This is a genomic window from Candidatus Omnitrophota bacterium, assembly GCA_028715415.1.
Lineage (GTDB): Bacteria > Omnitrophota > Gorgyraeia > Gygaellales > Profunditerraquicolaceae > JAQURX01.
Window position 1 is genome coordinate 39,455 of the sequence record JAQURX010000007.1, and the last position, 19,328, is coordinate 58,782.

The window sequence follows — 19,328 nt, forward strand, 5'->3', positions numbered from 1 at the left end:
ATGTCTGATATTAAGAAGAAAATAGAAGATTTGAGATCGCAGATCCGCCAGCACGATTACAAATATTATGTTTTAAGCCAGCCGGTTATTTCAGATAAAGAATATGATAATCTTATTGTTGAGTTAAAAAAGCTTGAAGATGAATACCCGCAATTTCTAAGCAGTGATTCTCCTACGGTGCGCCTTAGCGCAGGGGTTCTAGAAGGTTTTCAAACTGTAGGCCATAAACAAAAGATGTTTTCCTTGGATAACACTTATTCTTTTGATGAGTTAAAAGAATGGTTTGAAAGGGTGCATAAAGGGCTTAAAGCTCAAGAAAAAGTTGAATATGTGGCTGAGTTGAAGATTGACGGAGTAAGCGCCAATATTACTTACGAGAAAGGCAGGCTTGTAATTGGTGCAACCCGGGGAGATGGCCAAACCGGTGAAGATGTAACTCAGAATATTAAAACTATACGCGCAATACCTTTAATTCTGTTAGGTAAAAATATCCCGGAATTAATTGAAATCCGCGGTGAAGTGTATATGGAAAGAAAGGATTTTGATTCTTTAAACAAAGAAAGAGAAAATGAAGGCGAAGTTTTATTCGCTAATCCCAGGAATGCGGCAAGCGGATCTTTGAAGCTTCTTGATACAAGCATAGTCGCTAAAAGGCGGTTGAGTTTTTTCGCTCATTCTTTGGGAGAATTAAAAGGTGATAAGATTCTTAATCATTGGGATTTTCTTGAGTCTTTGAAAAACTGGGGTGTACGCATAAATCCCGACTCCAAACTTTGTAATAGCCCCGAAGAAGTATTGGATTATTGCAAAAAATGGCAGGAGAAAAGAGATAAGGTTACTTATGAAATAGATGGAGTGGTGATCAAGGTAAATAGCCTTAGGCAGCAGGAGGCATTAGGCTCTACTTTAAAAAGCCCGCGTTGGGCAGTTGCTTATAAATTCCCGGCGCGTCAGGCAACTACAGAAATTCTAAAAATAAATATTAATGTGGGCAGGACCGGGGTTATTACTCCTACTGCAGAATTAAAACCGGTTGAGTGTAGCGGAGTAATTATTAAGCATGCAACACTGCATAATTTTGATGAAATTAAACGTTTAGGCATAAGAGAAGGGGATAGGGTATTAATTGAGCGGGCAGGGGATGTTATCCCAAAAGTTGTTAAGGTTGTGGAATCAAAAGGGAGAAAAGCTTTTTCTATCCCGCATGCGTGCCCGGTTTGTTCCGGTAAAGTAATAAAAGAAAAAGAGGAAGATGTTGCATACCGCTGTATTAATCCATCTTGCCCTGCTCAGCTTGAGCGTGGCCTTTTGCATTTTTCAAGCAGGGATGCTATGGATATAGAGGGGATGGGTGAAGCAGTAGTAGCCCAACTGGTTAATTTAAAACTAATACATAGCTTTGCAGATATCTATAAATTAAGCTATAATGATTTATCAAAGATAGAGTTATTTAAGGAAAAGAAGATTAATAATTTGCTCTCGGCGATTCAAAAAAGTAAACAAAAATCCTTATCGCGTTTAATTTTTGCTTTGGGGATTCGTCACATCGGAGAAAAGGCAGCGCTCGTTTTAGCAGGGCAATTTAGAACAATAGATAATCTGATAGCTGCAAAAAAGGAAGATTTAGAAAAGATATATGAAGTTGGCCCCATTGTGTCAGAATCTATCAAAGAATATTTCTCTCTTGCCTCAACAAAGAAATTGATTGAGGATTTAAGAAAGGAAGGATTAAATTTTAAAGAGGATGCTGGAAGGATAAAAGAGACTGTTTTTACGGGTAAAACTGTAGTTTTTACAGGAGAGCTAAAAGGATTAAGCAGGTCGGCAGCTGAAAATCTGGTACGTTCATGCGGTGGAAATGCCGTTAGCAGCGTTAGTAAAAATACCGATTATGTCGTTGTTGGAGAAAACCCGGGTTCTAAATTTGAAAAAGCAAAAAAACTTAAGGTTAAAGTTATCAATGAAAAAGAATTTCTTGCTTCAACAAGGAGTTAGCCTGATGATAAACAGAATTAACCGAGTTCTCTCGCTGGTTACTGTTTTTTGTTTAGTGTTTACTTTAGTTGGATGCGAAGCCTTTGTGCGGAAATTCACCCGTAAAAAGAAAAGAGATGTTTCGCAAGACCAGATGGTCCTTGCTCCTGAGGAATACAAGGGGCCGGGATTAAGCAAGGAGGCTTTATACCGTCAGTACTTTATGTTCTGGAAGACTTGGCATGAAGAATTAGTTGAGGCGTTATTGCAAAGAAAAAGCCAGAAGAAAGAGCTGGATTGCATTAAGCAGGTCCTAAGGAATCTTGATAATGTCAGGACGGTATTAAATGCAGAAAAACAAAAGAGCCTGGATGTTTATATTAATCGCCTAAAACGGCTAAACCAAGAAATTAAGGATGATTTATATAATAATAATAGCGTAAATAACAGGTATAGCGCTGAGAGGATAAAGCGCGATATCTTAAGAGACTTTTCTTATCCGAAAGTAAAAGATTCATTAGTGGAATACAAATATAATTAATTCAATGATATTAGAATCTGTACATGTGGGAGCGATGGATGTAAATTGTTATATCCTTGCTTCTTCTGAAGGCTCAAAAGCGATAATTATTGATCCGGGTGCTCAAGAACGCAGGATCCAGAAGGTTCTGGATAAACATAAATTAACACCGGCTTTCATTGTGAACACCCACGGCCACTATGATCATATTGGCTGCGATGATAAATTCGGAGTTAAGGTCTATGTGCACAAACTCGACTCAGAGATGTTAAAGAACCCGCAGCTTAATTTCTCCGCTTTCTTCTCGATTCCTTATAGCGTTAATTCTGAAATAGAAGAATTAGAAGAAGGCAGCCTTCTTGAGCTCGATGATTTACAGTTAAAAGTATTGCATATCCCGGGGCACTCAAAAGGAGGTATTGCTTTATTAATGCTAAAGCCCGAAGGAAGTAATATCGTCTTTACAGGGGATAGCCTGTTTCGCCATAGCATAGGAAGGTCGGATTTAAATGGCGGGAATGAAGATTTACTTAAAAAGAATATAAAAGAAAAGTTATTAGCTTTGCCTCCAGAAACCATAGTTTATCCGGGCCACGGAGATTCTACTACAATCAGCGAAGAAATAAATAATAACCCATTTTTTCTCTTATGAAAGAATTAATTGATACATTTCTTGATTATCTGTCTGTTGAGCGGGGGCTTTCTTCCAATACCATCTCTTCTTATCGGCAGGACCTTAACTTTTATTTAGATTACATTGCTCAATTGCGAATCGACGCGCTTTCAAAAATTACAAAGAATGATATTACAAATTTCATGATTAACCAGAAAGATAAAGGTATATCGCCAAATTCTATTGCCAGAAGACTTGCTGCAATTAGGATGTTTCATAGGTTTTTGTCCCGAGAGAGGATTTTAAAGGCAGACCCGACGGATCTTGTTGATACTCCGAAATTGTGGAAAAAAATTCCCGAAACTTTAAGCTTAAACGAAGTTGAGTCTTTGATAAATCAGCCTGATATAAGGCAAACTCAGGGTATAAGGGATAAAGCTATTTTGGAAACTTTGTATGCTACAGGGATGCGGGTATCGGAGGCAGTTAATTTAAGATTGGATAATGTGAATTTGGATGTTGGTTTCTTGCGTTGTATCGGCAAGGGCAATAAGGAAAGAGTTATCCCTTTGGGCAAGAAAGCAGTTTCCTATATCAAAAAATATCTGGATGAATCGCGACCGAAATTATTAAAAAAGAGCCAGTCTGATTATTTATTTATAAGCCGTTTAGGAAAAAATATTTCAAGGCAGTCATTTTGGAAGATGATTAAAAGATATGCGCGTCAGGCTGGGATTAAGAAGACAATGAAGCCTCATATAATGAGGCATTCTTTTGCTACTCATTTGTTGGAACACGGCGCAGATTTACGTTCTGTGCAAGAGATGTTGGGTCACGCGAATATTTCTACAACACAAATTTACACGCATATAAATAAAGAAAGACTAAAGTCGGTGCATAAAATGTTTCATCCCAGGCCTTAGATTTGAGTAAATATAAGTAAGTTTAGTTAATTAAGAGTAAACTTAGGTAAATCATGAAAGAGTATTTAAAAAAACTTCCGCAAGAGATTCAGGGGTTAATTAAATTGGCAGGAGAAGTTGCCTCCAGCAGAAATATGCCGGCTTATTTAGTAGGAGGGTTTGTACGGGATTTAATTTTAGGAGTCCCTAACCTTGATTTGGATATAGTAGTAGAAGGCGATGGAATTTCTTTTGCGCAGGATTTTGGCTGTGCTTTAAGAAAAAAGATTATACGCCATCTGCGTTTTGGTACAGCTACGATTATGTATAGCGATGAACTTAAGATTGATATTGCTACTGCGCGCAAGGAATATTACCCTAAGCCTGCGCATCTTCCGGTAATTGAAGGCAGCAGCCTTAAAGACGATCATTTCAGAAGGGATTTTACAATTAACGCTATGGCAATAGCCATAAATACTGCTTCTTTTGGTAAGCTTATTGATACTTTTGGTGGCGTGGAAGATTTAAGGAATAAAAAGATACGCATATTGCACGATTTAAGCTTTATTGATGATCCGACGCGGATTTTAAGAGCAGTGCGTTTTGAGCAAAGGTATAATTTCAAGATTGAGCCTAAGACATTAAAGCTTTTAAAACAAGCTGTAAACGCTAAAATGCTAGAAAAGGTTGAGCCTCAGAGGACCCGCGATGAACTTGTTCTGGCATTAAAAGAAGAGCGGCCTTTAAAAGAGATTAAGCGGCTTAAGGAAATAGCAGGTTTTGGATTCTTAAGCCCACTTCTTATTTTAAAGAAAAACAATTATGATTTGTTGGTGCAGATTGAGAAAGAAGTAAACTGGTTTAAAAAGAATTATTCTGAGCGCAGGAATCTTGATACTTGGTTAATTTATCTTATCGGTTTAACAGACGCTCTTAATAAAAAAAGCGTTGAAGATATCTGCCGCAGGTTTTCTTTCCGGCGCGGTGAAACAAAAAGATTGCTAAACTATAAAGAAATCAGTCCGAAATCAATTATTAAACTTGCTAAATTAAAGGTTAAGCCATCGTGGATTTTCTCTTTCTTTGAGCCTTTAAGTTATGAGGTTATTATTGCGCTTAAGGCTAAATATAAGAATAAATACATCCAGAAGCACATAAAAGATTTCTTTGAAATTTATAATGGTATGAGTATACTTTGCTGTGGGGAAGATCTAAGGAAAATAGGTATTTTGCCCGGGCCGCATTATCAGAATATTTTCTCAAAGGTTTTAAACGCGAAGCTTAATGGAGAAGTAAAGACAAAGGAAGATGAGCTGTTATTAATTAGAAAATTGTTTAATTAATTGCATAAGGAGTAATACAAATGGGCAGGATTGACAAAGTAGCAGAAGCGATTAAAAAGGAAGTGAGCCTTATTATCCATGATGAGTTAAAAGACCCTCGTCTAGGATTTGTTACAATTACGAATGTTGAGGTAACTAAAGATTTGCGGGTTGCTAAAATCTTCTTTAGTGTTTTGGGTAAAGAAGAGGATCGTAAGAAAACTAAGGCTGCCCTTGATTCCGCATCGGGGTTCATTCGTAAACACGTTACTGAAACGATAAACCTGAAGTTCTCCCCGGAGATTATTTTTAGGGAGGACAGGTCAAGCGAATATAGCTGTAGGATAGAAGAAGTGTTAAATGAAATAAAAGAGATGGAGAAAACAGATGAGCCTAAAAAAAGCCGCAGAAGCAATAAAAAAGTACAGTAAGTTTTTAATTACGGCGCATACAAGTTTGGAGGGAGATGCCTTAGGCTCGGAATTGGCTTTTTATATGTTGCTTAGGAAGTTAGGAAAAGAAGCCTATATTGTCAATGAGGACGGGATTCCTTATGAATATGGATTCCTGCCTCGCAAAGAAATTGTAAGAAAATTTGATAAAGGGGTTTTAAGGTTGGATTTTGATTGTTTTGTAGCTTTGGATTGTTCTGACTTGCGCCGCACCGGAGAGGTCTATAAATTAAATTCAAAGTATGCCCCCGTTATAAATATTGACCACCACATCAGCAATGAAATGTTTGGAGATGTGAACTGGGTTGATCCGCATTCTTCTTCAGCTTCGGAGATGATTTATCGTCTTTACAAATATATGCATATCGCTTTTACTGACGAGTCAGCGCTATTTTTATATGTAGGTATTTTTACCGATACCGGGTCATTCAGATATTCCAACACAACTTCTTTCACCCATAAGGCAGCTTCTGAGCTTTTAAAATTTAAAATTAGCGTTCCTCAGGTGTATAATAATGTTTACGGTAATATCCCTTATCAGGATATTAAAGCGTTAACCAGAATCTTCCCGAATTTAAAACTTGAATCCGCAGGTAAGATTGCTTGGGTCCAGATTGAACGCGCAATGCTTAAAGAAAGCGAGCAGTCTTTTGATATAGCAGACCACGTTTTAAGTTTTGCGCGTGCAATAAGAGGAGTAGAGGTTGTCGTTCTCTTCAGGCATAACTTGGGCGTTAAGGATGAAATTAGAATAAATTTCCGTTCACAAGGCAAGGTTGATGTAAATAAAATTGCCAAGGAATTTGGCGGCGGGGGCCATAAGACAGCTAGCGGAGCAACTGTCCGAGGCGATATTAATCAAGTCAGGAGAAAAGTCTTAAGTAGGATTAAGGAAGAAGTGTCAAAATTATAAAAGGGTCAGGATATTAATAAGGAGGGCAAGGCTATGGATCGGAGAGAAGAGATTAAGAGGCTGGCGGAGTCTTTGTATATTAGAGACGGGCGGAAGAATGATAAGACTTTAGATTATTGGCTTAAGGCAGAAAGAATAGTCCTTCGCCGCCAGAAGATTCTGAAGTATATGATAGTGGCTATACTTTTGATTGGTATCATGTCTTGGTTATTTCAGCAGAAGATATAAGATTTTTCTATTGTTACTTCTAAATATTCTTTTAATGAATCCGCCGTTTTTAAGTTTGAATTTTAGTGTTTCGCTTTCGGCGCTGAAAATTTTTGCCGTGCGCTGCGATTTACCGCGTCGCTTCGGCTTAGCATTCTCTTGGGAGCCGTCCTTCGCTCCTCGTAAATCTTTGCGCACTAATCTTAATAGCTGTGCCAAAAATTTTCTAATGCGCCTCCAGCAAAACACTAAAATTCATATTCGCTCGAATAAACAACAGATTCATTAAAAATAGTAAAGATATTAGCGGCTGACTTGGCTTGATTCTCGCAGCATGTAGTTTGTGCGAGCGGCCATGGTTCACCCGCTATAAACTCCAGTGAGAGCGAGCGCAAACTCCAAGCGAGTCCCGCCACGGTGGGGCGGGACGAGCGGTGCTGCGAGAACAAGACAAGGCAGACGCGACAAGTATAATTTATTATGAAAGTAATCTGTGGGTTAAATAAGATTAAGAAATTCCCCAAGCCGGTAGTTTGCCTTGGGGTTTTTGATGGGATGCATCTTGGCCACATTAGGATTTTAAAAGATGCTGTTAAGACTGCCCGGAGAATAAATGGGACAAGCATCGTTGTAACCTTCTGTCCGCATCCGCAGAAAAAAGAAAGTTTGTATTCATTAGAGCATAGGCTTAGGTTGATTGCAGAGCAGGGAGTTCAAGTCTGCATTGTTATAAATTTCACAGAAAGTTTTGCTAAAACCCTTGCTTATGATTTTGTTAAAGAAATCGTACATGATAAAATTGGCGCAAATTTTGTTTATGTCGGAAAGAATTTTCGTTTCGGTAAGCATGCCGCAGGCAGTGTTAATTTCTTAAGAAAATTATCCTCCGAATTCAATTTTAAATTGAAATCTTTTGGAGTGCTTAATAGCGACGGAAAGCCAATCAGTAGTACTTTGATACGTAATTTAAATAAGTCTGGAAAATTAAGTTACGCGGAAAGAGTCTTAGGCCGTCCTGTAAGCGTCCTTGGAACTGTTGTCCATGGAAATTCTATTGCAAGAAAATTGGGATACTCAACCGCAAACATTAATCCGCATCATGAAGTAATCCCCCCGACGGGTGTTTATGCAGTTGAGGCGATTTTAGAGAAAGAGAGATTAAGAGGAATCTGCAATATTGGCGTTCGCCCTACCTTTAGGAAGCCAGGGCCTATAGATGATAGCGCAAAGCATATTGAAGTGCATGTTTTTAATTTTCACAGGAATATTTATGGAAAATATATTGAGATTCAGTTTTTTAAGAAGATAAGAGAAGAGGTAAAATTCAAAAACTCCTCTTTATTAATTAAACAAATTAAAAAAGACATTAATAAAGTCAAAAGCCTGTTTCATCTCCCCAAGAAACACCACAATATATAGCCATCCTTCATAGTAAAAGCCACTAGTAGTTGTATTTATTAAATTTAGGAAAATATTTTTCTTGACAATATATGCCTTTTTGTCTATACTTTTGTTACAAAGTGGCACAGAGTGGAGCAAAGTGGAAAGGATAGAAAATGTTCTATGGTGAGTATTCACATAGCATAGACCGTAAAGGCCGCATTATATTGCCTGCTAAATTCCGCGACGTGGCAAAAAGCCATTTCATTGAAAAGTTTTTTGTTACTCGCGGTTTAGATACTTGTCTTTTTGTTTTCTCTGAAGAAGAGTGGCGTTCGCAAGAAAATAAATTTAAGGCTATTTCTTTTACCAAACAGCAAGCCCGTACATTTAACCGTCTGTATTTCTCCGGAGCTCAGGAAGTTACTTTTGATTCGCAAGGGAGAATGCTTATACCGCAATATTTAAAAGATTATGCTGCGATAAAAAAGGATGTGGTTATTGTAGGTGTTTCAAACAGGATTGAAATTTGGTCTAAAGACAAATGGCAGGAATTCTACGGGAATTCTCGGCAGTCCTTTGAAGAGATCGCTGAAAAATTAATGGATGAAAAAACAGCATAAGGTTTTTAGAAAGTGGATCAAAAATTTCATATTCCAGTTATGTTAAACGAAGTCTTAAATTATCTTAATTTAAGTCCGGGGAAGGTTGTCGTGGATGCGACTATCGGAACTGGCGGGCATTCCAAGGCAATCTTAGAAAAGATTCTTCCCGGAGGCAGGCTGATTGGTATTGACCGCGATGAAGAGTCTTTAGCTATTTCTAAGGAAAGGCTTAAGGACTATGCGGATGCTTGCACTTTCTTGCACGGAAATTTTGCCGATCTTGATACACTCTTAGAAGGAGTGAATATTAAGCAGGTTGATGCCATATTATTTGATTTAGGGATTTCTTCGTATCAATTGGATTCTCCAGAGAGAGGTTTTAGTTTTCAGAAAGAGGGGCCATTAGATATGCGGCTTGACCGCTCAAGTTATATTTCAGCTTATGATTTAGTAAATAATCTTAATGAAGATGAAATCTCGGATATGCTTTGGACTTTTGGCCAAGAGAGGTGGCATAATCGTATCGCACATTTATTGGTTGAGGAAAGGCAAAAGCATCCGATTGCCACGACTCAAGAATTGGCTAGTTTGGTAGTTAAAGCAATACCATATAGGTATAAGCATAAGCATTATAGAATTCATCCGGCAACAAGGACTTTTCAGGCAGTGCGTATCGCGGTTAACAGGGAATTGGAGATCTTAGAAGCCTCGGTAAATAAGGGGGTTGCAATTCTCGGGAAACAAGGTAGAATATGTGTTATTTCTTTCCATTCTTTGGAGGACCGCGCGATTAAGCATGCTTTTCGTAAGATTGCAGGCGAAGGAACCATTAATATTATAACTCCAAAACCCCTGACTCCTTTGGTGTCAGAAATAATGGAAAACCCAAAAAGCCGCAGTAGTAAGCTGAGGGTTGCAGAAAGAATAGAATAATATGAGACTATCCAAATTCCTATCTTTAGTAGCATTCATTACAGGATTTTCCCTTCTTTACGTCTATCAGCAAACCGAAATTTTCCAACTTGCCTATTCCGGCCAGAAACGAGAGACCCAGATGCAGGAATTACTTGATAAGAACAGTATCTTAAGATACAATATCAATAAGAATGCGTCTTTAGTCTATATCGGTAATAAAATATCGGGTAGCAGTGATTTTCAGATGCCTGATAATTACCGGCTTGTTAGGCTTGAGTCTACAAAAGGCAGGTTAAGGTTGCAAAATGATTCAGGCAACCAGACAGTATTATCCCGTCTTTTTGGTATTAAGAGGCAGGCCGAAGCAAATACGATCAACCCTTAAAATTTTCTAACCACATAAATTAGGTGTATATAAATAATTCTCGCCGTAGATCTCAGGCGGTGTTTTTATTCTTTTTTATTTTTTTTATACTTTGCATAGCCCGCTTGTTTTATGTCCAGTTCTTCCGTTCAGAATTCCTCGCCGATATCGCTAATAAGCAACATAACCTTTTTGTAGAGCTTGAGCCTGTTAGAGGCACAATCTTTGACAGCAATTTTAAACCTCAGGCGCAAAATCTTTCCGTTGATTCTCTTTATGCCTCTCCTAATGAATGTAAGGAAAAAGATAAAGAAATAATTGTACGCCAACTCTCTAATATACTGAATCTTAATCCCGGTTTTTTAAAAGAACGCTTGAGCCGGAAGAAGTCTTTTGTTTGGTTAGCCCGTAAAATCACTCCTGAACAGTCAAGCGCGATAAAGAAATTAAATTTAAAGGGTTTGGGTTTCTTAAGGGAAAGCAAACGCTCTTATCCAAATGGTTATCTTGCCAGCCAGATAATTGGCTTTGCGGGAATTGATAATAATGGCCTCGAGGGTGTTGAGCTTTGCTACGATAAATATCTAAAGGGAGAGGCTGGATGGGCGATATTCTTAAGGGATGCCCGTCAGAAAAGGCTTGATATCTGGCAGAAGATGGTTTTGCCGAAAGATGGGGATCATTTGGTTTTGACTATTGATGAGGTTATCCAGTATATCGCGGAAAGAGAGCTCGATAAGGCTTATAAAACTTATCATGCCAAGGGCGCAAGTATAATTGTTATGGACCCGTATACCGGAGCGATACTTGCTTTGGCAAGCCGTCCGACATTTGATCTTAATAATCATTCTAATGTAAGTAAAGATCAGATACGAAACCGGGCTATCTGTGATATGTTTGAACCGGGTTCTGTTTTTAAAATTGTTACTGCATCCGCTGCTATTGAAGAAAAAAAAGTAAATGAGCAGGACAGGTTCTTTTGTGAAAACGGTGTTTATCGTGTAGGGCCTCATCTCTTACATGATCACAAAGCTCACGGTTGGCTTACATTTCGTGAAGTAGTTGAGCAATCTAGTAATATTGGCACAACGAAAGTTGCACAAATATTAGGCCCTGAGATTGTAAGCAGGTATGTAAAACGTTTTGGTTTTGGCTCCAAGCTTGGAATTGACCTGCCGGGAGAAATTTCCGGCGTGGCTAAGGAACCGCGCCAATGGTCCAAGATTTCTATTGCTTCAATTCCTATCGGGCAAGAGGTAGGTGTCACGGCTTTGCAATTGACAAGCGCTATTTCTGTAATTGCAAACGGGGGCAAACTTATGAAGCCGTATATTATTCGTGAAGTCCGCTCCAAAGATGGAGAAGTGCTTGGAAAGAATTCTCCGGTTTTAATCCGTCAGGTAATTTCTGCTGACACTGCGGCAAGAGTAAAAAAAATGCTTACTGGTGTAGTTGAAGAAGGAACAGGTAAGCTGGCAAAGATGGAGGGTTTTAGTGCAGCAGGAAAGACTGGGACTGCCCAGAAATTAGAGCCAAATGGCACTTATTCTCATAGTAAATTTGTTGCTTCGTTTATCGGTTTCGCCCCGGCAGAAGACCCGATGTTGGCTATTGTGGTTTGTGTTGATGAGCCGCATCCGGTTTATTTCGGCGGTGTAGTTGCCGCCCCGGTATTTAGAAATGTGTCAAGCGATGCGATAAGGTATCTTAAAACTAATCCGGCACAAAATCAATCAGTTGTACTAAATGAAAATAACCAAGTTAATTAAAACAGTTGATGGTTTAAAATTGGAATCTAAGCTTGCGGATTTTAATATCCGTGGCATTGCTTGTAATTCTAAATTGGTTAACGATGATTTTATTTTTGTGGCAATAAAGGGCAATAGTGTTGATGGGAATAAATATATTTCCGAAGCAGTCGGAAGGGGAGCAAGGGTAGTTATTTATGATTCCTCAGATACTAAGATTGGTTTGTTAAAAGGCAGCGCTATTTTTATAAAGGTAAAAGACGCGCGTATAACTTTGGCAAAGTTAATATCAGTTTTCTACGGGAATCCTTCGAAAAAGTTAAAAGTTGTGGGGATTACCGGAACTAACGGTAAAACTACCATTTCGTATTTAATTGAGGCAATAGCAAAAGAAAAATCAGCTGTGATCGGTACGGTTAATTACCGTTTTAACAAGAAAGTGTTTACTTCTAATAATACAACTCCCGGGCCTGTTGAGTTGCAGTCTTTGTTTAGCCAAATGCTAAAGAATAAAATAAAATATGTTGCCATGGAAGTTTCTTCTCATGCTTTGGATCAAAACAGGACAGAGGGGGTAAGTTTTCATTCGGCAATTTTTACAAATCTTACTCAGGACCATCTTGATTATCATAAGACATTAGGCAGGTATTTTTTGGCTAAGGCGAAACTCTTTAAAAACTTAGCCGGTAATTCTTTTGCTGTAATTAATAATGATGATTTGTTTGGGGAAAAACTTAAAAAGCTGGTTAAAACTAAAATAATAACTTATGGTATAAAGAATAAGTCAGATGTGATGGCTAAAGATATAATTTTTAATGTTGGATATACGCAGTTTACCCTAGTGTTAGAATTAAAAGAAACAAGGTTTAATGTCAGGCTTATTGGTAAACATAATATTTATAATGTATTAGCTGCTATTGCCTGGGCAAAAAAAACCGGCTTTAGTTTGAATGTTATCAAGAAAGCAATAGAGAATTTTAGCCTTGTCCCCGGAAGATTAGAGAGGGTACCTTTTAAGGGAGATTTTTCTGTTTTTGTTGATTATGCGCATACGGAAGATGCTTTAAAGAACATCCTTGAATCTTTAAGGAATTTAGCAAAGAAAAGAATCATTGTAGTTTTCGGATGCGGGGGGGACCGCGATAAGACAAAGCGTCCGAAGATGGGCCGTGTCGTAACTGAACTTGCGGATTATGCGATTATTACGAGTGATAACCCACGTTCAGAGGATCCTTTGGTGATAATTAATGATATTAAAAGAGGGATAACAAGAGATAATTATAGTGTTATTCCCGAAAGGCTTCAGGCAATTAAAAAATCACTATCGTTGGCAAAACAGGGGGACATTGTTTTGGTTGCCGGTAAAGGCCATGAAAATTACCAGATTATTAAAGGCAATAAATTTCATTTTGATGACCGTGAAGTTGTTAGGAGATGTTTAAAAGGAAATTAGATAATGATTGAAGTAAGTGAATTATTAAAAGCAACTCAAGGAAAGTTAATCTGTGGGGATGCCAGCGGCAGGGTTAAGGGTATTTCTATTGATTCAAGGTCTATTAATCCATATGAGGCTTTTTGCGCTATAAAGGGGAATAATTTTGATGGGCATGATTTTATTAATAATGTAATCAAAAATGGATGCAAGTGCGTTATTGCAGAATCATTTCCAAAGCCGCTTAATAAAGATAAATCCTCGTTAACCCTTATCAAAGTGGAAAATACCACAAAAGCATTAGGGGATATTGCGCGTTTTAGGCGCGAGAAGTTCAATATACCGGTTATTGCGGTTACCGGATCAAACGGAAAGACTACAACTAAAGAAATGGTTGCCTGTGTGTTGTCTAAAAAATACAAAGTGCTAAAAAATGAGGGGACAAAGAATAACCATATCGGGCTGCCTTTAACTTTGATTAATCTGGATGAAACGCACAGCGCAGCTGTTTTGGAAATCGGGACTAATCATCCGGGTGAGGTAAAGTATCTTGTTGATATTGCAAAGCCAAATATCGGCATTGTGACGAACATTGGGCTTTCACATCTTGAGTATTTCTGTGATTTAGAAGGGGTTTATAAAGAAAAGTCTGTTTTAATAAACAACCTTAAAACTCCGGGTATTGGGATATTGAATGCGGATGATGTTTTGCTTAAGAAAAGAGCGTTTGGGAAAAAAACAGGAAGTGTTGTATTTGGTTTTGGTTTAGTGAATGAAAGCGATTATTTTGCCACTTGCGTGAAATCCTCTGGAGTAAAACAGCGGTTCTTGGTTCAAGGAAAATATTGGTTTACAATCAATACTTTAGGGCGTTATAATATTTACAACGCTTTAGCTGCAATTTCTTGCGGGCGTATCCTTGGGCTTAGCTATAGGCAGATAGTTTTAGCCTTGGCTAAATTCAAATTTCCATATAGCAGGCTGAATTTTCTTGAAATAAACAGCGTTAGATTTATTGATGATACTTATAATTCTAATCCTGTTTCATTGAAGCAGGCGTTAAACGCTTTGTCTGATTTTGAAGCCAGAGGAAGAAAGATTTTTGTAATGGGGGATATGCTTGAATTAGGCAGCCGAACGGAAGAATTTCACCGTCAGGCGGGCATTAACGCTGCCGGGATTTGCAACGCGTTTATTGCAGTAGGAAAATACTCAAGATTGGCAGCTTCGGCAGCTATCCAGGAAGGATTTAGTATCAAGAATGTTTTTACTTGTGATAATTCTGTCCAAGCCAAAGAAATTTTATTCAGCAGGCTTTCCCCTAGAAGTGAAGATATTGTTTTGGTAAAAGGTTCTCGTTCAATGAGAATGGAAGAAGTTTTTAATAAATAAGGTTTTGTAGTGCTATTAATATAAATGCTCTATCTGCTGCTTTATCCCCTACACGATATATTTTCTGCTTTAAACATATTCCGTTATCTTACGTTTCGTTCTGCAATGGCGGTATTAACTAGTTTTGTTGTCAGCCTTATCTTAGGGCCGTTTGTTATAAAAAAACTAAAAGAACTTAAGGTCGGAGAGAAAATTAACAAAGGCGATAGTGAGAAGCTGGATAAGATTCATTCTCATAAACAAGACACGCCTACGATGGGTGGAGTTTTAATAGTTGCCGCGATTTTATTCTCAACTTTACTCTGGGCGGATATTACCAATAAATATGTAATTGTTGCGCTCTTTAGTATGGTTTGGTTGGCCGTAACCGGCTTTATGGATGATTATCTTAAGCAGACAAAAAAGAAACCAAAAGGGCTTACCCCTGCAGCAAAATTCACAAGCCAGATTGTTTTGGGGCTTATTCTAGGGGTAATTCTTCTTCTTGATTCGCAGATGAATATTAAAATTGATGTTCCTTTTTTAAAGAACAGTTATTTGGATTTAGATGGTTTGTATATTTTATTTGTTATCCTGGTTATTTCTGGAAGTTCAAACGCCGTAAATCTTACTGACGGGCTTGATGGCTTGGCTATCGGTATAGTGGTAATGGTGGCTCTTGCTTTCGGAGCTATAAGTTATGTTTCGGGAAATATTAAATTCAGCGATTATTTATTGATTCCGTATATTAAAGGAAGCGGAGAATTGATGGTTTTTTGTGCCAGCATTTTTGGGGCGGGTTTAGGGTTCCTGTGGTTTAATTGTTATCCTGCTTCGGTTTTTATGGGAGACGTAGGTTCTCTTGCTTTAGGAGGAGCCTTGGGAACGGTAGCGTTATTGATTAAAAAAGAAATACTTCTTGTAATCGTCGGGGGGATATTTGTTATAGAAGCTTTATCCGTAATTTTGCAGGTAGCATCATTCAGGCTTTTTAAGAAGCGAATTTTTAAGATAGCCCCTTTGCATCATCATTTTCAATTTTTGAATTGGCCCGAGAATAAAATAATCGTGAGGTTTTGGATTATTGCTGGGCTTCTGGCTTTATTTACAATAGTAACATTAAAAATTAGATAGGTTCTTAATGCGAAACACTGATTGTTTTAAAGGTAAAAAAATTGCCGTAATCGGGTTAGCCCGTTCAGGGCTTTTTGCTGCAAACCTGCTTTGTGATCTAGGTGCTCAGGTTTGGGTGACTGATAAAAGCAGCTCCGATGCTACCAAAGAATTCGCTTCCAAAATAAAATCTCCGCAAATTAGGGTTGAATTAGGTAAGCACACTCCAGAGTTTATCCAAGGCAAGGATTTGGTGGTTATTTCTCCCGGGGTCACAAATGAAGCCCTTCCGGTGGTTTGGGCGAGGCAGCAAAAGATTCCGGTCATTAGCGAGATAGAGCTAGGTTGGATTCTCTGTCCTGCGGAAATTATCGCGGTCACCGGTTCAAGCGGTAAAACCACAGTAACAACTTTGATAGGAAAAATCCTGGAAGCAAGCGGGAAAAAAGTTTTTGTTTGCGGGAATATCGGAAATCCGTTTTGCTCGGAAGTTCATTTGATGGAGAAAGATGGCTATGTCGTTCTTGAAGTCAGTTCTTTTCAATTAGTGAATATAGAAAAGTTTAAACCCAAGGTTGCTCTTATTTTAAATTTTACCCGCAATCATTTAGACTGGCATAAAGATATGCAGGAATACCTTGATGCAAAAAAACGCATATTTATGAATCAGGATAATTCTGATTACCTTGTATTAAACCAGCAGGACTCTTTATTAAGGGGCTTGGCAAAAGAGGCAAAAGGGAAAATTGTTTATTTTGAAGAATCCGAGGGGCTTAATCCTAATCAGGCTGCAGTCTGTGCCGTAGGTTCATTGTTGGGGGTAGATAAAAAAATAATATTAAAAGTTCTTGGGGATTTTAAAGGCATTGAACACCGCATGGAATTCGTTGCTAATATAAACGGCGTTAATTTTATTAATGATTCAAAAGCGACAACCGCAGATAGCACGCTTTGGGCATTGAAAAATATTAATAATCCGATTGTCCTTATAGCAGGGGGGAAAGATAAGGGCGTTGATTATAGCCTTATTCTAAACGAAGCAAGGCACAAGGTAAGAGAGGCGGTTTTAATTGGCGAGGCAAGGGGCGTAATAGCTAAAGCATTAAAAGGAGCCATTAATATAGATGAGGCTTTGACTTTTGAAGAGGCAGTAAAGAAAGCATTCTTAAAAGCAAAGCCGGGGGATAGTGTATTACTTTCTCCGATGTGTTCAAGTTTTGATATGTTCAGCAACTATGAAGAAAGAGGTAGGGTTTTTAAAAAGCTAGTGTTGGAATTAGAAGGAAAACTTTAATATGCCGCGCAATGTCAGGATAAATTTATTTACAGTCTCAATAATCCTTATGTGTATTGGGATAGTAATGATTTATAGCGCATCCAGTATCTATGCTGCGGAGAGATACAAAGACAGCTTCTTTTTTATCAAGAGGCATATCAGTTTTCTTTTAATTGGGGCTTTGCTTATGTTTCTGGCAATGAGTTTTGATTACAGGTCTTTAAGAAAGTACGCGAAGCCTTTTCTGTTGGTTTCAATATTCCTCTTGCTTATAGTATTGATACCGGGGATTGGAAGAGAGGTATCAGGTGCGCGTAGGTGGTTTAGGTTTAAGTTCTTAAGTTTTCAGCCTTCAGAAGCAGCGATACTTGCGGTTATTATTTATACCGCTGATTTCATCAGCCGTAAAGGAAACGAGATAAAGGTATTTTGGAAAGGTTTTTTCCCTCCGGTCTCGGTTTTTGGCCTGGTGGCAATACTAATCTTAGCGCAACCGGATTTAGGGACTACTGTTTCATTAGCTTTAGTCGTGTTCCTTATGCTTTATATTGCAGGGACGCGCTTTAGCTACCTTTTATCTATATTTCTTGCAAGTATCCCGGTACTCTATCTTTTAATATTTAGTGTTGCGTACAGAAGGGCAAGGATTTTGGCATTTTTAAATCCTTGGCTTGATCCGAAAGGAAGTGGCTTCCAAATTATCCAGTCGCAGATTGCTTTAGGTTCAGGAGGCATCTTTGGCGTAGGCCTTGGGCATTCAAAACAAAAATTATTTTATCTTCCTGCGGCGCATACGGATTTTATTTTTTCTATTATTGGAGAAGAACTTGGGTTGATAGGCACCTTGGGAGTTATTGCCCTGTTTATTATTTTTATCCAGCAGGGATTGAAGATAATGAAGAACGCGACGGATAAATTCGGGTATTTTCTTGCGTTAGGGTTAATTTTGATGATTTCTTTTAAGGCAGTAATAAATATCGGAGTTTCATGTGGAGTATTGCCTACTAAAGGCCTTCCTCTGCCATTTATAAGTTATGGAGGATCATCTTTTATTTTTGATATGATTAGTGTTGGATTGCTTGTAAACATCGGTAGGAGTGGAGAGTACCCGTAAAAGAGGTTATTAATAGTTATGAAAGTTTTAGCAGTTTCCGGATCAAGCGGAGGGCACATATTCCCGGCCATAAGCTTTCTTGAAGCACTATCCGATAAGAAAGAGGGAATTGAAACGCTTTTAGTGTTGCCGGAAAGAAGCAAGAAGATTCAGGTGCTAACTAGCTGTAGGATAAAATATATTGCTACATCTGTTTTGCGCCCAAGTTTTGAATTAAAGAATTTAGCCGCTCTTTTCCAAATCGGTAAGTCTTTTTTCCAGAGCTTATTTATACTAATTGAATTTCAGCCTCAAGTGGTAATTGGGTTCGGGACAATTGATTCTATCCCGATTTTATTCTTTGCCTGGCTTTTTAGGATAAATACCATTATTCATGAACAAAATGTGGCATTAGGTAAAGCTAATAAAGTTTTGTCAAAGATTGTTGACAAAGTGGCTGTTTCTTTTGCGGCGAGCAAAGATTGTTTAAAAGATAATCAAAGAATAGTTTTTACCGGGAATCCCATCAGGCGGCAGCTGGAAAAAGTTGATAAGTTTAAGGCTTTAAATTCATTTGGTTTTTTAAATAATAAGTTTACTATATTGGTGATGGGAGGAAGCCAGGGTAGCCATCGGATTAATGAAGCCTTTATTGATGCTTTGGGAACTTTAAAGGATAAGGATAGGCTGCAAATTATCCATCTTACCGGAAGCAAGGATTTTGAGTTTGCGAAAAAAAGATACAAAGATCTAAATATTGTTGCGAAGGTTTTTGATTTTTTTGAGTCAATGGAGAATGCGTATTGTGCTTCAGATCTGGCAATCTGCCGGGCAGGGGCAACTACGGTTACGGAATTAATGTACTTTAGGCTCCCGGCAATCTTTATCCCATATCCTCATGCTTATGGGCATCAATTGACGAATGCTTTAGAATTAGAAAAGAAGGGATGCAGCCTTATTTTAGAAGAGGAGAATTTAAATAACGGCAGGCTTAAAGAGGCTATTGAATTATTATTGGCTTCGCCTCAGAAAATAAATGATATGAGGCAGGCTTATGATAGCTTATCTGTTGGTAATGCAGCTTTACTTCTGGCTGATGAAGTTGTCTCTTTGGTAAAATCTTAGAAA

At 38.2% G+C, this 19,328-nt stretch carries 19 protein-coding genes; all 19 read left to right on the forward strand.

All coding sequences use genetic code 11. The annotated features are described in order from the left end of the window. The 19 genes from ligA (at window position 1) to murG (ending at window position 19,325) form a co-directional block, all read left to right on the forward strand. Entirely contained in the window at window positions 1-1,995 is a 1,995-nt protein-coding gene (gene ligA, locus PHO70_04205; GenBank protein MDD5432173.1) for an NAD-dependent DNA ligase LigA, read from the forward strand. 4 nt (window positions 1,996-1,999) lie between these two features. Beyond that, the gene (locus PHO70_04210; protein MDD5432174.1) at window positions 2,000-2,515 is read left to right on the forward strand and encodes a hypothetical protein; all 516 of its coding nucleotides are present in this window, start codon (window positions 2,000-2,002) and stop codon (window positions 2,513-2,515) included. 4 nt (window positions 2,516-2,519) lie between these two features. After that, window positions 2,520-3,146, forward strand: coding sequence for an MBL fold metallo-hydrolase (locus PHO70_04215; GenBank protein MDD5432175.1), 627 nt, complete (start codon window positions 2,520-2,522; stop codon window positions 3,144-3,146). Further along, window positions 3,143-4,030 (forward strand): site-specific tyrosine recombinase XerD, encoded by an 888-nt coding sequence (xerD, locus tag PHO70_04220; GenBank protein ID MDD5432176.1) that lies wholly within the window; start codon window positions 3,143-3,145, stop codon window positions 4,028-4,030. Before PHO70_04215 ends, xerD begins: the two co-directional genes overlap by 4 nt. A gap of 53 nt (window positions 4,031-4,083) precedes the next feature. Next, window positions 4,084-5,352 (forward strand): CCA tRNA nucleotidyltransferase, encoded by a 1,269-nt coding sequence (locus PHO70_04225; protein MDD5432177.1) that lies wholly within the window; start codon window positions 4,084-4,086, stop codon window positions 5,350-5,352. Window positions 5,353-5,372: 20 nt separating this feature from the next. Then, window positions 5,373-5,762: a 30S ribosome-binding factor RbfA gene (rbfA, locus tag PHO70_04230; protein MDD5432178.1), complete on the forward strand. Its 390-nt coding sequence runs from the start codon at window positions 5,373-5,375 to the stop codon at window positions 5,760-5,762. Further along, a complete protein-coding gene (locus PHO70_04235) occupies window positions 5,719-6,696 on the forward strand; it encodes a bifunctional oligoribonuclease/PAP phosphatase NrnA (GenBank protein ID MDD5432179.1) in 978 nt (325 codons plus the stop codon). The genes rbfA and PHO70_04235 overlap by 44 nt, the downstream gene beginning before the upstream one ends. 33 nt (window positions 6,697-6,729) lie before the next feature. Next, window positions 6,730-6,924: a DUF2934 domain-containing protein gene (locus PHO70_04240; GenBank protein ID MDD5432180.1), complete on the forward strand. Its 195-nt coding sequence runs from the start codon at window positions 6,730-6,732 to the stop codon at window positions 6,922-6,924. 459 nt (window positions 6,925-7,383) lie between these two features. Then, a complete protein-coding gene (gene ribF, locus PHO70_04245) occupies window positions 7,384-8,322 on the forward strand; it encodes a riboflavin biosynthesis protein RibF (protein MDD5432181.1) in 939 nt (312 codons plus the stop codon). 137 nt (window positions 8,323-8,459) lie between these two features. Then, window positions 8,460-8,906 (forward strand): division/cell wall cluster transcriptional repressor MraZ, encoded by a 447-nt coding sequence (gene mraZ, locus PHO70_04250; protein MDD5432182.1) that lies wholly within the window; start codon window positions 8,460-8,462, stop codon window positions 8,904-8,906. A gap of 12 nt (window positions 8,907-8,918) precedes the next feature. After that, window positions 8,919-9,821, forward strand: coding sequence for a 16S rRNA (cytosine(1402)-N(4))-methyltransferase RsmH (rsmH, locus tag PHO70_04255; GenBank protein MDD5432183.1), 903 nt, complete (start codon window positions 8,919-8,921; stop codon window positions 9,819-9,821). 1 nt (window position 9,822) lies between these two features. Beyond that, the gene (locus tag PHO70_04260) at window positions 9,823-10,188 is read left to right on the forward strand and encodes a hypothetical protein (protein MDD5432184.1); all 366 of its coding nucleotides are present in this window, start codon (window positions 9,823-9,825) and stop codon (window positions 10,186-10,188) included. A gap of 23 nt (window positions 10,189-10,211) precedes the next feature. Continuing rightward, window positions 10,212-11,936, forward strand: coding sequence for a penicillin-binding transpeptidase domain-containing protein (locus PHO70_04265; GenBank protein MDD5432185.1), 1,725 nt, complete (start codon window positions 10,212-10,214; stop codon window positions 11,934-11,936). Continuing rightward, on the forward strand, window positions 11,914-13,368 hold the full coding sequence (locus tag PHO70_04270) for a UDP-N-acetylmuramoyl-L-alanyl-D-glutamate--2,6-diaminopimelate ligase (protein MDD5432186.1): 1,455 nt from the start codon (window positions 11,914-11,916) through the stop codon (window positions 13,366-13,368). The genes PHO70_04265 and PHO70_04270 overlap by 23 nt, the downstream gene beginning before the upstream one ends. A gap of 3 nt (window positions 13,369-13,371) precedes the next feature. Then, window positions 13,372-14,739 carry a UDP-N-acetylmuramoyl-tripeptide--D-alanyl-D-alanine ligase gene (locus PHO70_04275; protein ID MDD5432187.1) on the forward strand — a complete coding sequence of 456 codons (1,368 nt, stop codon included), beginning with the start codon at window positions 13,372-13,374 and terminating at the stop codon, window positions 14,737-14,739. 24 nt (window positions 14,740-14,763) lie between these two features. Further along, entirely contained in the window at window positions 14,764-15,852 is a 1,089-nt protein-coding gene (gene mraY, locus PHO70_04280; GenBank protein ID MDD5432188.1) for a phospho-N-acetylmuramoyl-pentapeptide-transferase, read from the forward strand. A 7-nt stretch (window positions 15,853-15,859) separates the two neighbouring features. Beyond that, window positions 15,860-17,125: a UDP-N-acetylmuramoyl-L-alanine--D-glutamate ligase gene (gene murD, locus PHO70_04285; GenBank protein MDD5432189.1), complete on the forward strand. Its 1,266-nt coding sequence runs from the start codon at window positions 15,860-15,862 to the stop codon at window positions 17,123-17,125. 1 nt (window position 17,126) lies between these two features. Further along, window positions 17,127-18,221, forward strand: coding sequence for a putative lipid II flippase FtsW (gene ftsW / locus PHO70_04290; protein ID MDD5432190.1), 1,095 nt, complete (start codon window positions 17,127-17,129; stop codon window positions 18,219-18,221). A gap of 18 nt (window positions 18,222-18,239) precedes the next feature. Beyond that, complete coding sequence (gene murG / locus PHO70_04295) at window positions 18,240-19,325, forward strand: undecaprenyldiphospho-muramoylpentapeptide beta-N-acetylglucosaminyltransferase (GenBank protein ID MDD5432191.1); 1,086 nt, start codon at window positions 18,240-18,242, stop codon at window positions 19,323-19,325. Window positions 19,326-19,328 lie beyond the last annotated feature (3 nt).

What these genes read in the sequence shown, in the direction of transcription:
- PHO70_04210 (MDD5432174.1), top strand. Translation starts at nt 2,000, where the DNA reads ATGATAAACAGAATTAACCGAGTTCTCTCGCTGGTTACTGTTTTTTGT.
- ftsW (MDD5432190.1), top strand. Translation starts at nt 17,127, where the DNA reads ATGCCGCGCAATGTCAGGATAAATTTATTTACAGTCTCAATAATCCTT.
- PHO70_04240 (MDD5432180.1), top strand. Translation starts at nt 6,730, where the DNA reads ATGGATCGGAGAGAAGAGATTAAGAGGCTGGCGGAGTCTTTGTATATT.
- murD (MDD5432189.1), top strand. Translation starts at nt 15,860, where the DNA reads ATGCGAAACACTGATTGTTTTAAAGGTAAAAAAATTGCCGTAATCGGG.
- PHO70_04270 (MDD5432186.1), top strand. Translation starts at nt 11,914, where the DNA reads ATGAAAATAACCAAGTTAATTAAAACAGTTGATGGTTTAAAATTGGAA.
- PHO70_04260 (MDD5432184.1), top strand. Translation starts at nt 9,823, where the DNA reads ATGAGACTATCCAAATTCCTATCTTTAGTAGCATTCATTACAGGATTT.
- PHO70_04225 (MDD5432177.1), top strand. Translation starts at nt 4,084, where the DNA reads ATGAAAGAGTATTTAAAAAAACTTCCGCAAGAGATTCAGGGGTTAATT.
- murG (MDD5432191.1), top strand. Translation starts at nt 18,240, where the DNA reads ATGAAAGTTTTAGCAGTTTCCGGATCAAGCGGAGGGCACATATTCCCG.
- rbfA (MDD5432178.1), top strand. Translation starts at nt 5,373, where the DNA reads ATGGGCAGGATTGACAAAGTAGCAGAAGCGATTAAAAAGGAAGTGAGC.
- PHO70_04275 (MDD5432187.1), top strand. Translation starts at nt 13,372, where the DNA reads ATGATTGAAGTAAGTGAATTATTAAAAGCAACTCAAGGAAAGTTAATC.
- mraZ (MDD5432182.1), top strand. Translation starts at nt 8,460, where the DNA reads ATGTTCTATGGTGAGTATTCACATAGCATAGACCGTAAAGGCCGCATT.
- xerD (MDD5432176.1), top strand. Translation starts at nt 3,143, where the DNA reads ATGAAAGAATTAATTGATACATTTCTTGATTATCTGTCTGTTGAGCGG.
- PHO70_04215 (MDD5432175.1), top strand. Translation starts at nt 2,520, where the DNA reads ATGATATTAGAATCTGTACATGTGGGAGCGATGGATGTAAATTGTTAT.
- PHO70_04235 (MDD5432179.1), top strand. Translation starts at nt 5,719, where the DNA reads ATGAGCCTAAAAAAAGCCGCAGAAGCAATAAAAAAGTACAGTAAGTTT.
- ribF (MDD5432181.1), top strand. Translation starts at nt 7,384, where the DNA reads ATGAAAGTAATCTGTGGGTTAAATAAGATTAAGAAATTCCCCAAGCCG.
- ligA (MDD5432173.1), top strand. Translation starts at nt 1, where the DNA reads ATGTCTGATATTAAGAAGAAAATAGAAGATTTGAGATCGCAGATCCGC.
- mraY (MDD5432188.1), top strand. Translation starts at nt 14,764, where the DNA reads ATGCTCTATCTGCTGCTTTATCCCCTACACGATATATTTTCTGCTTTA.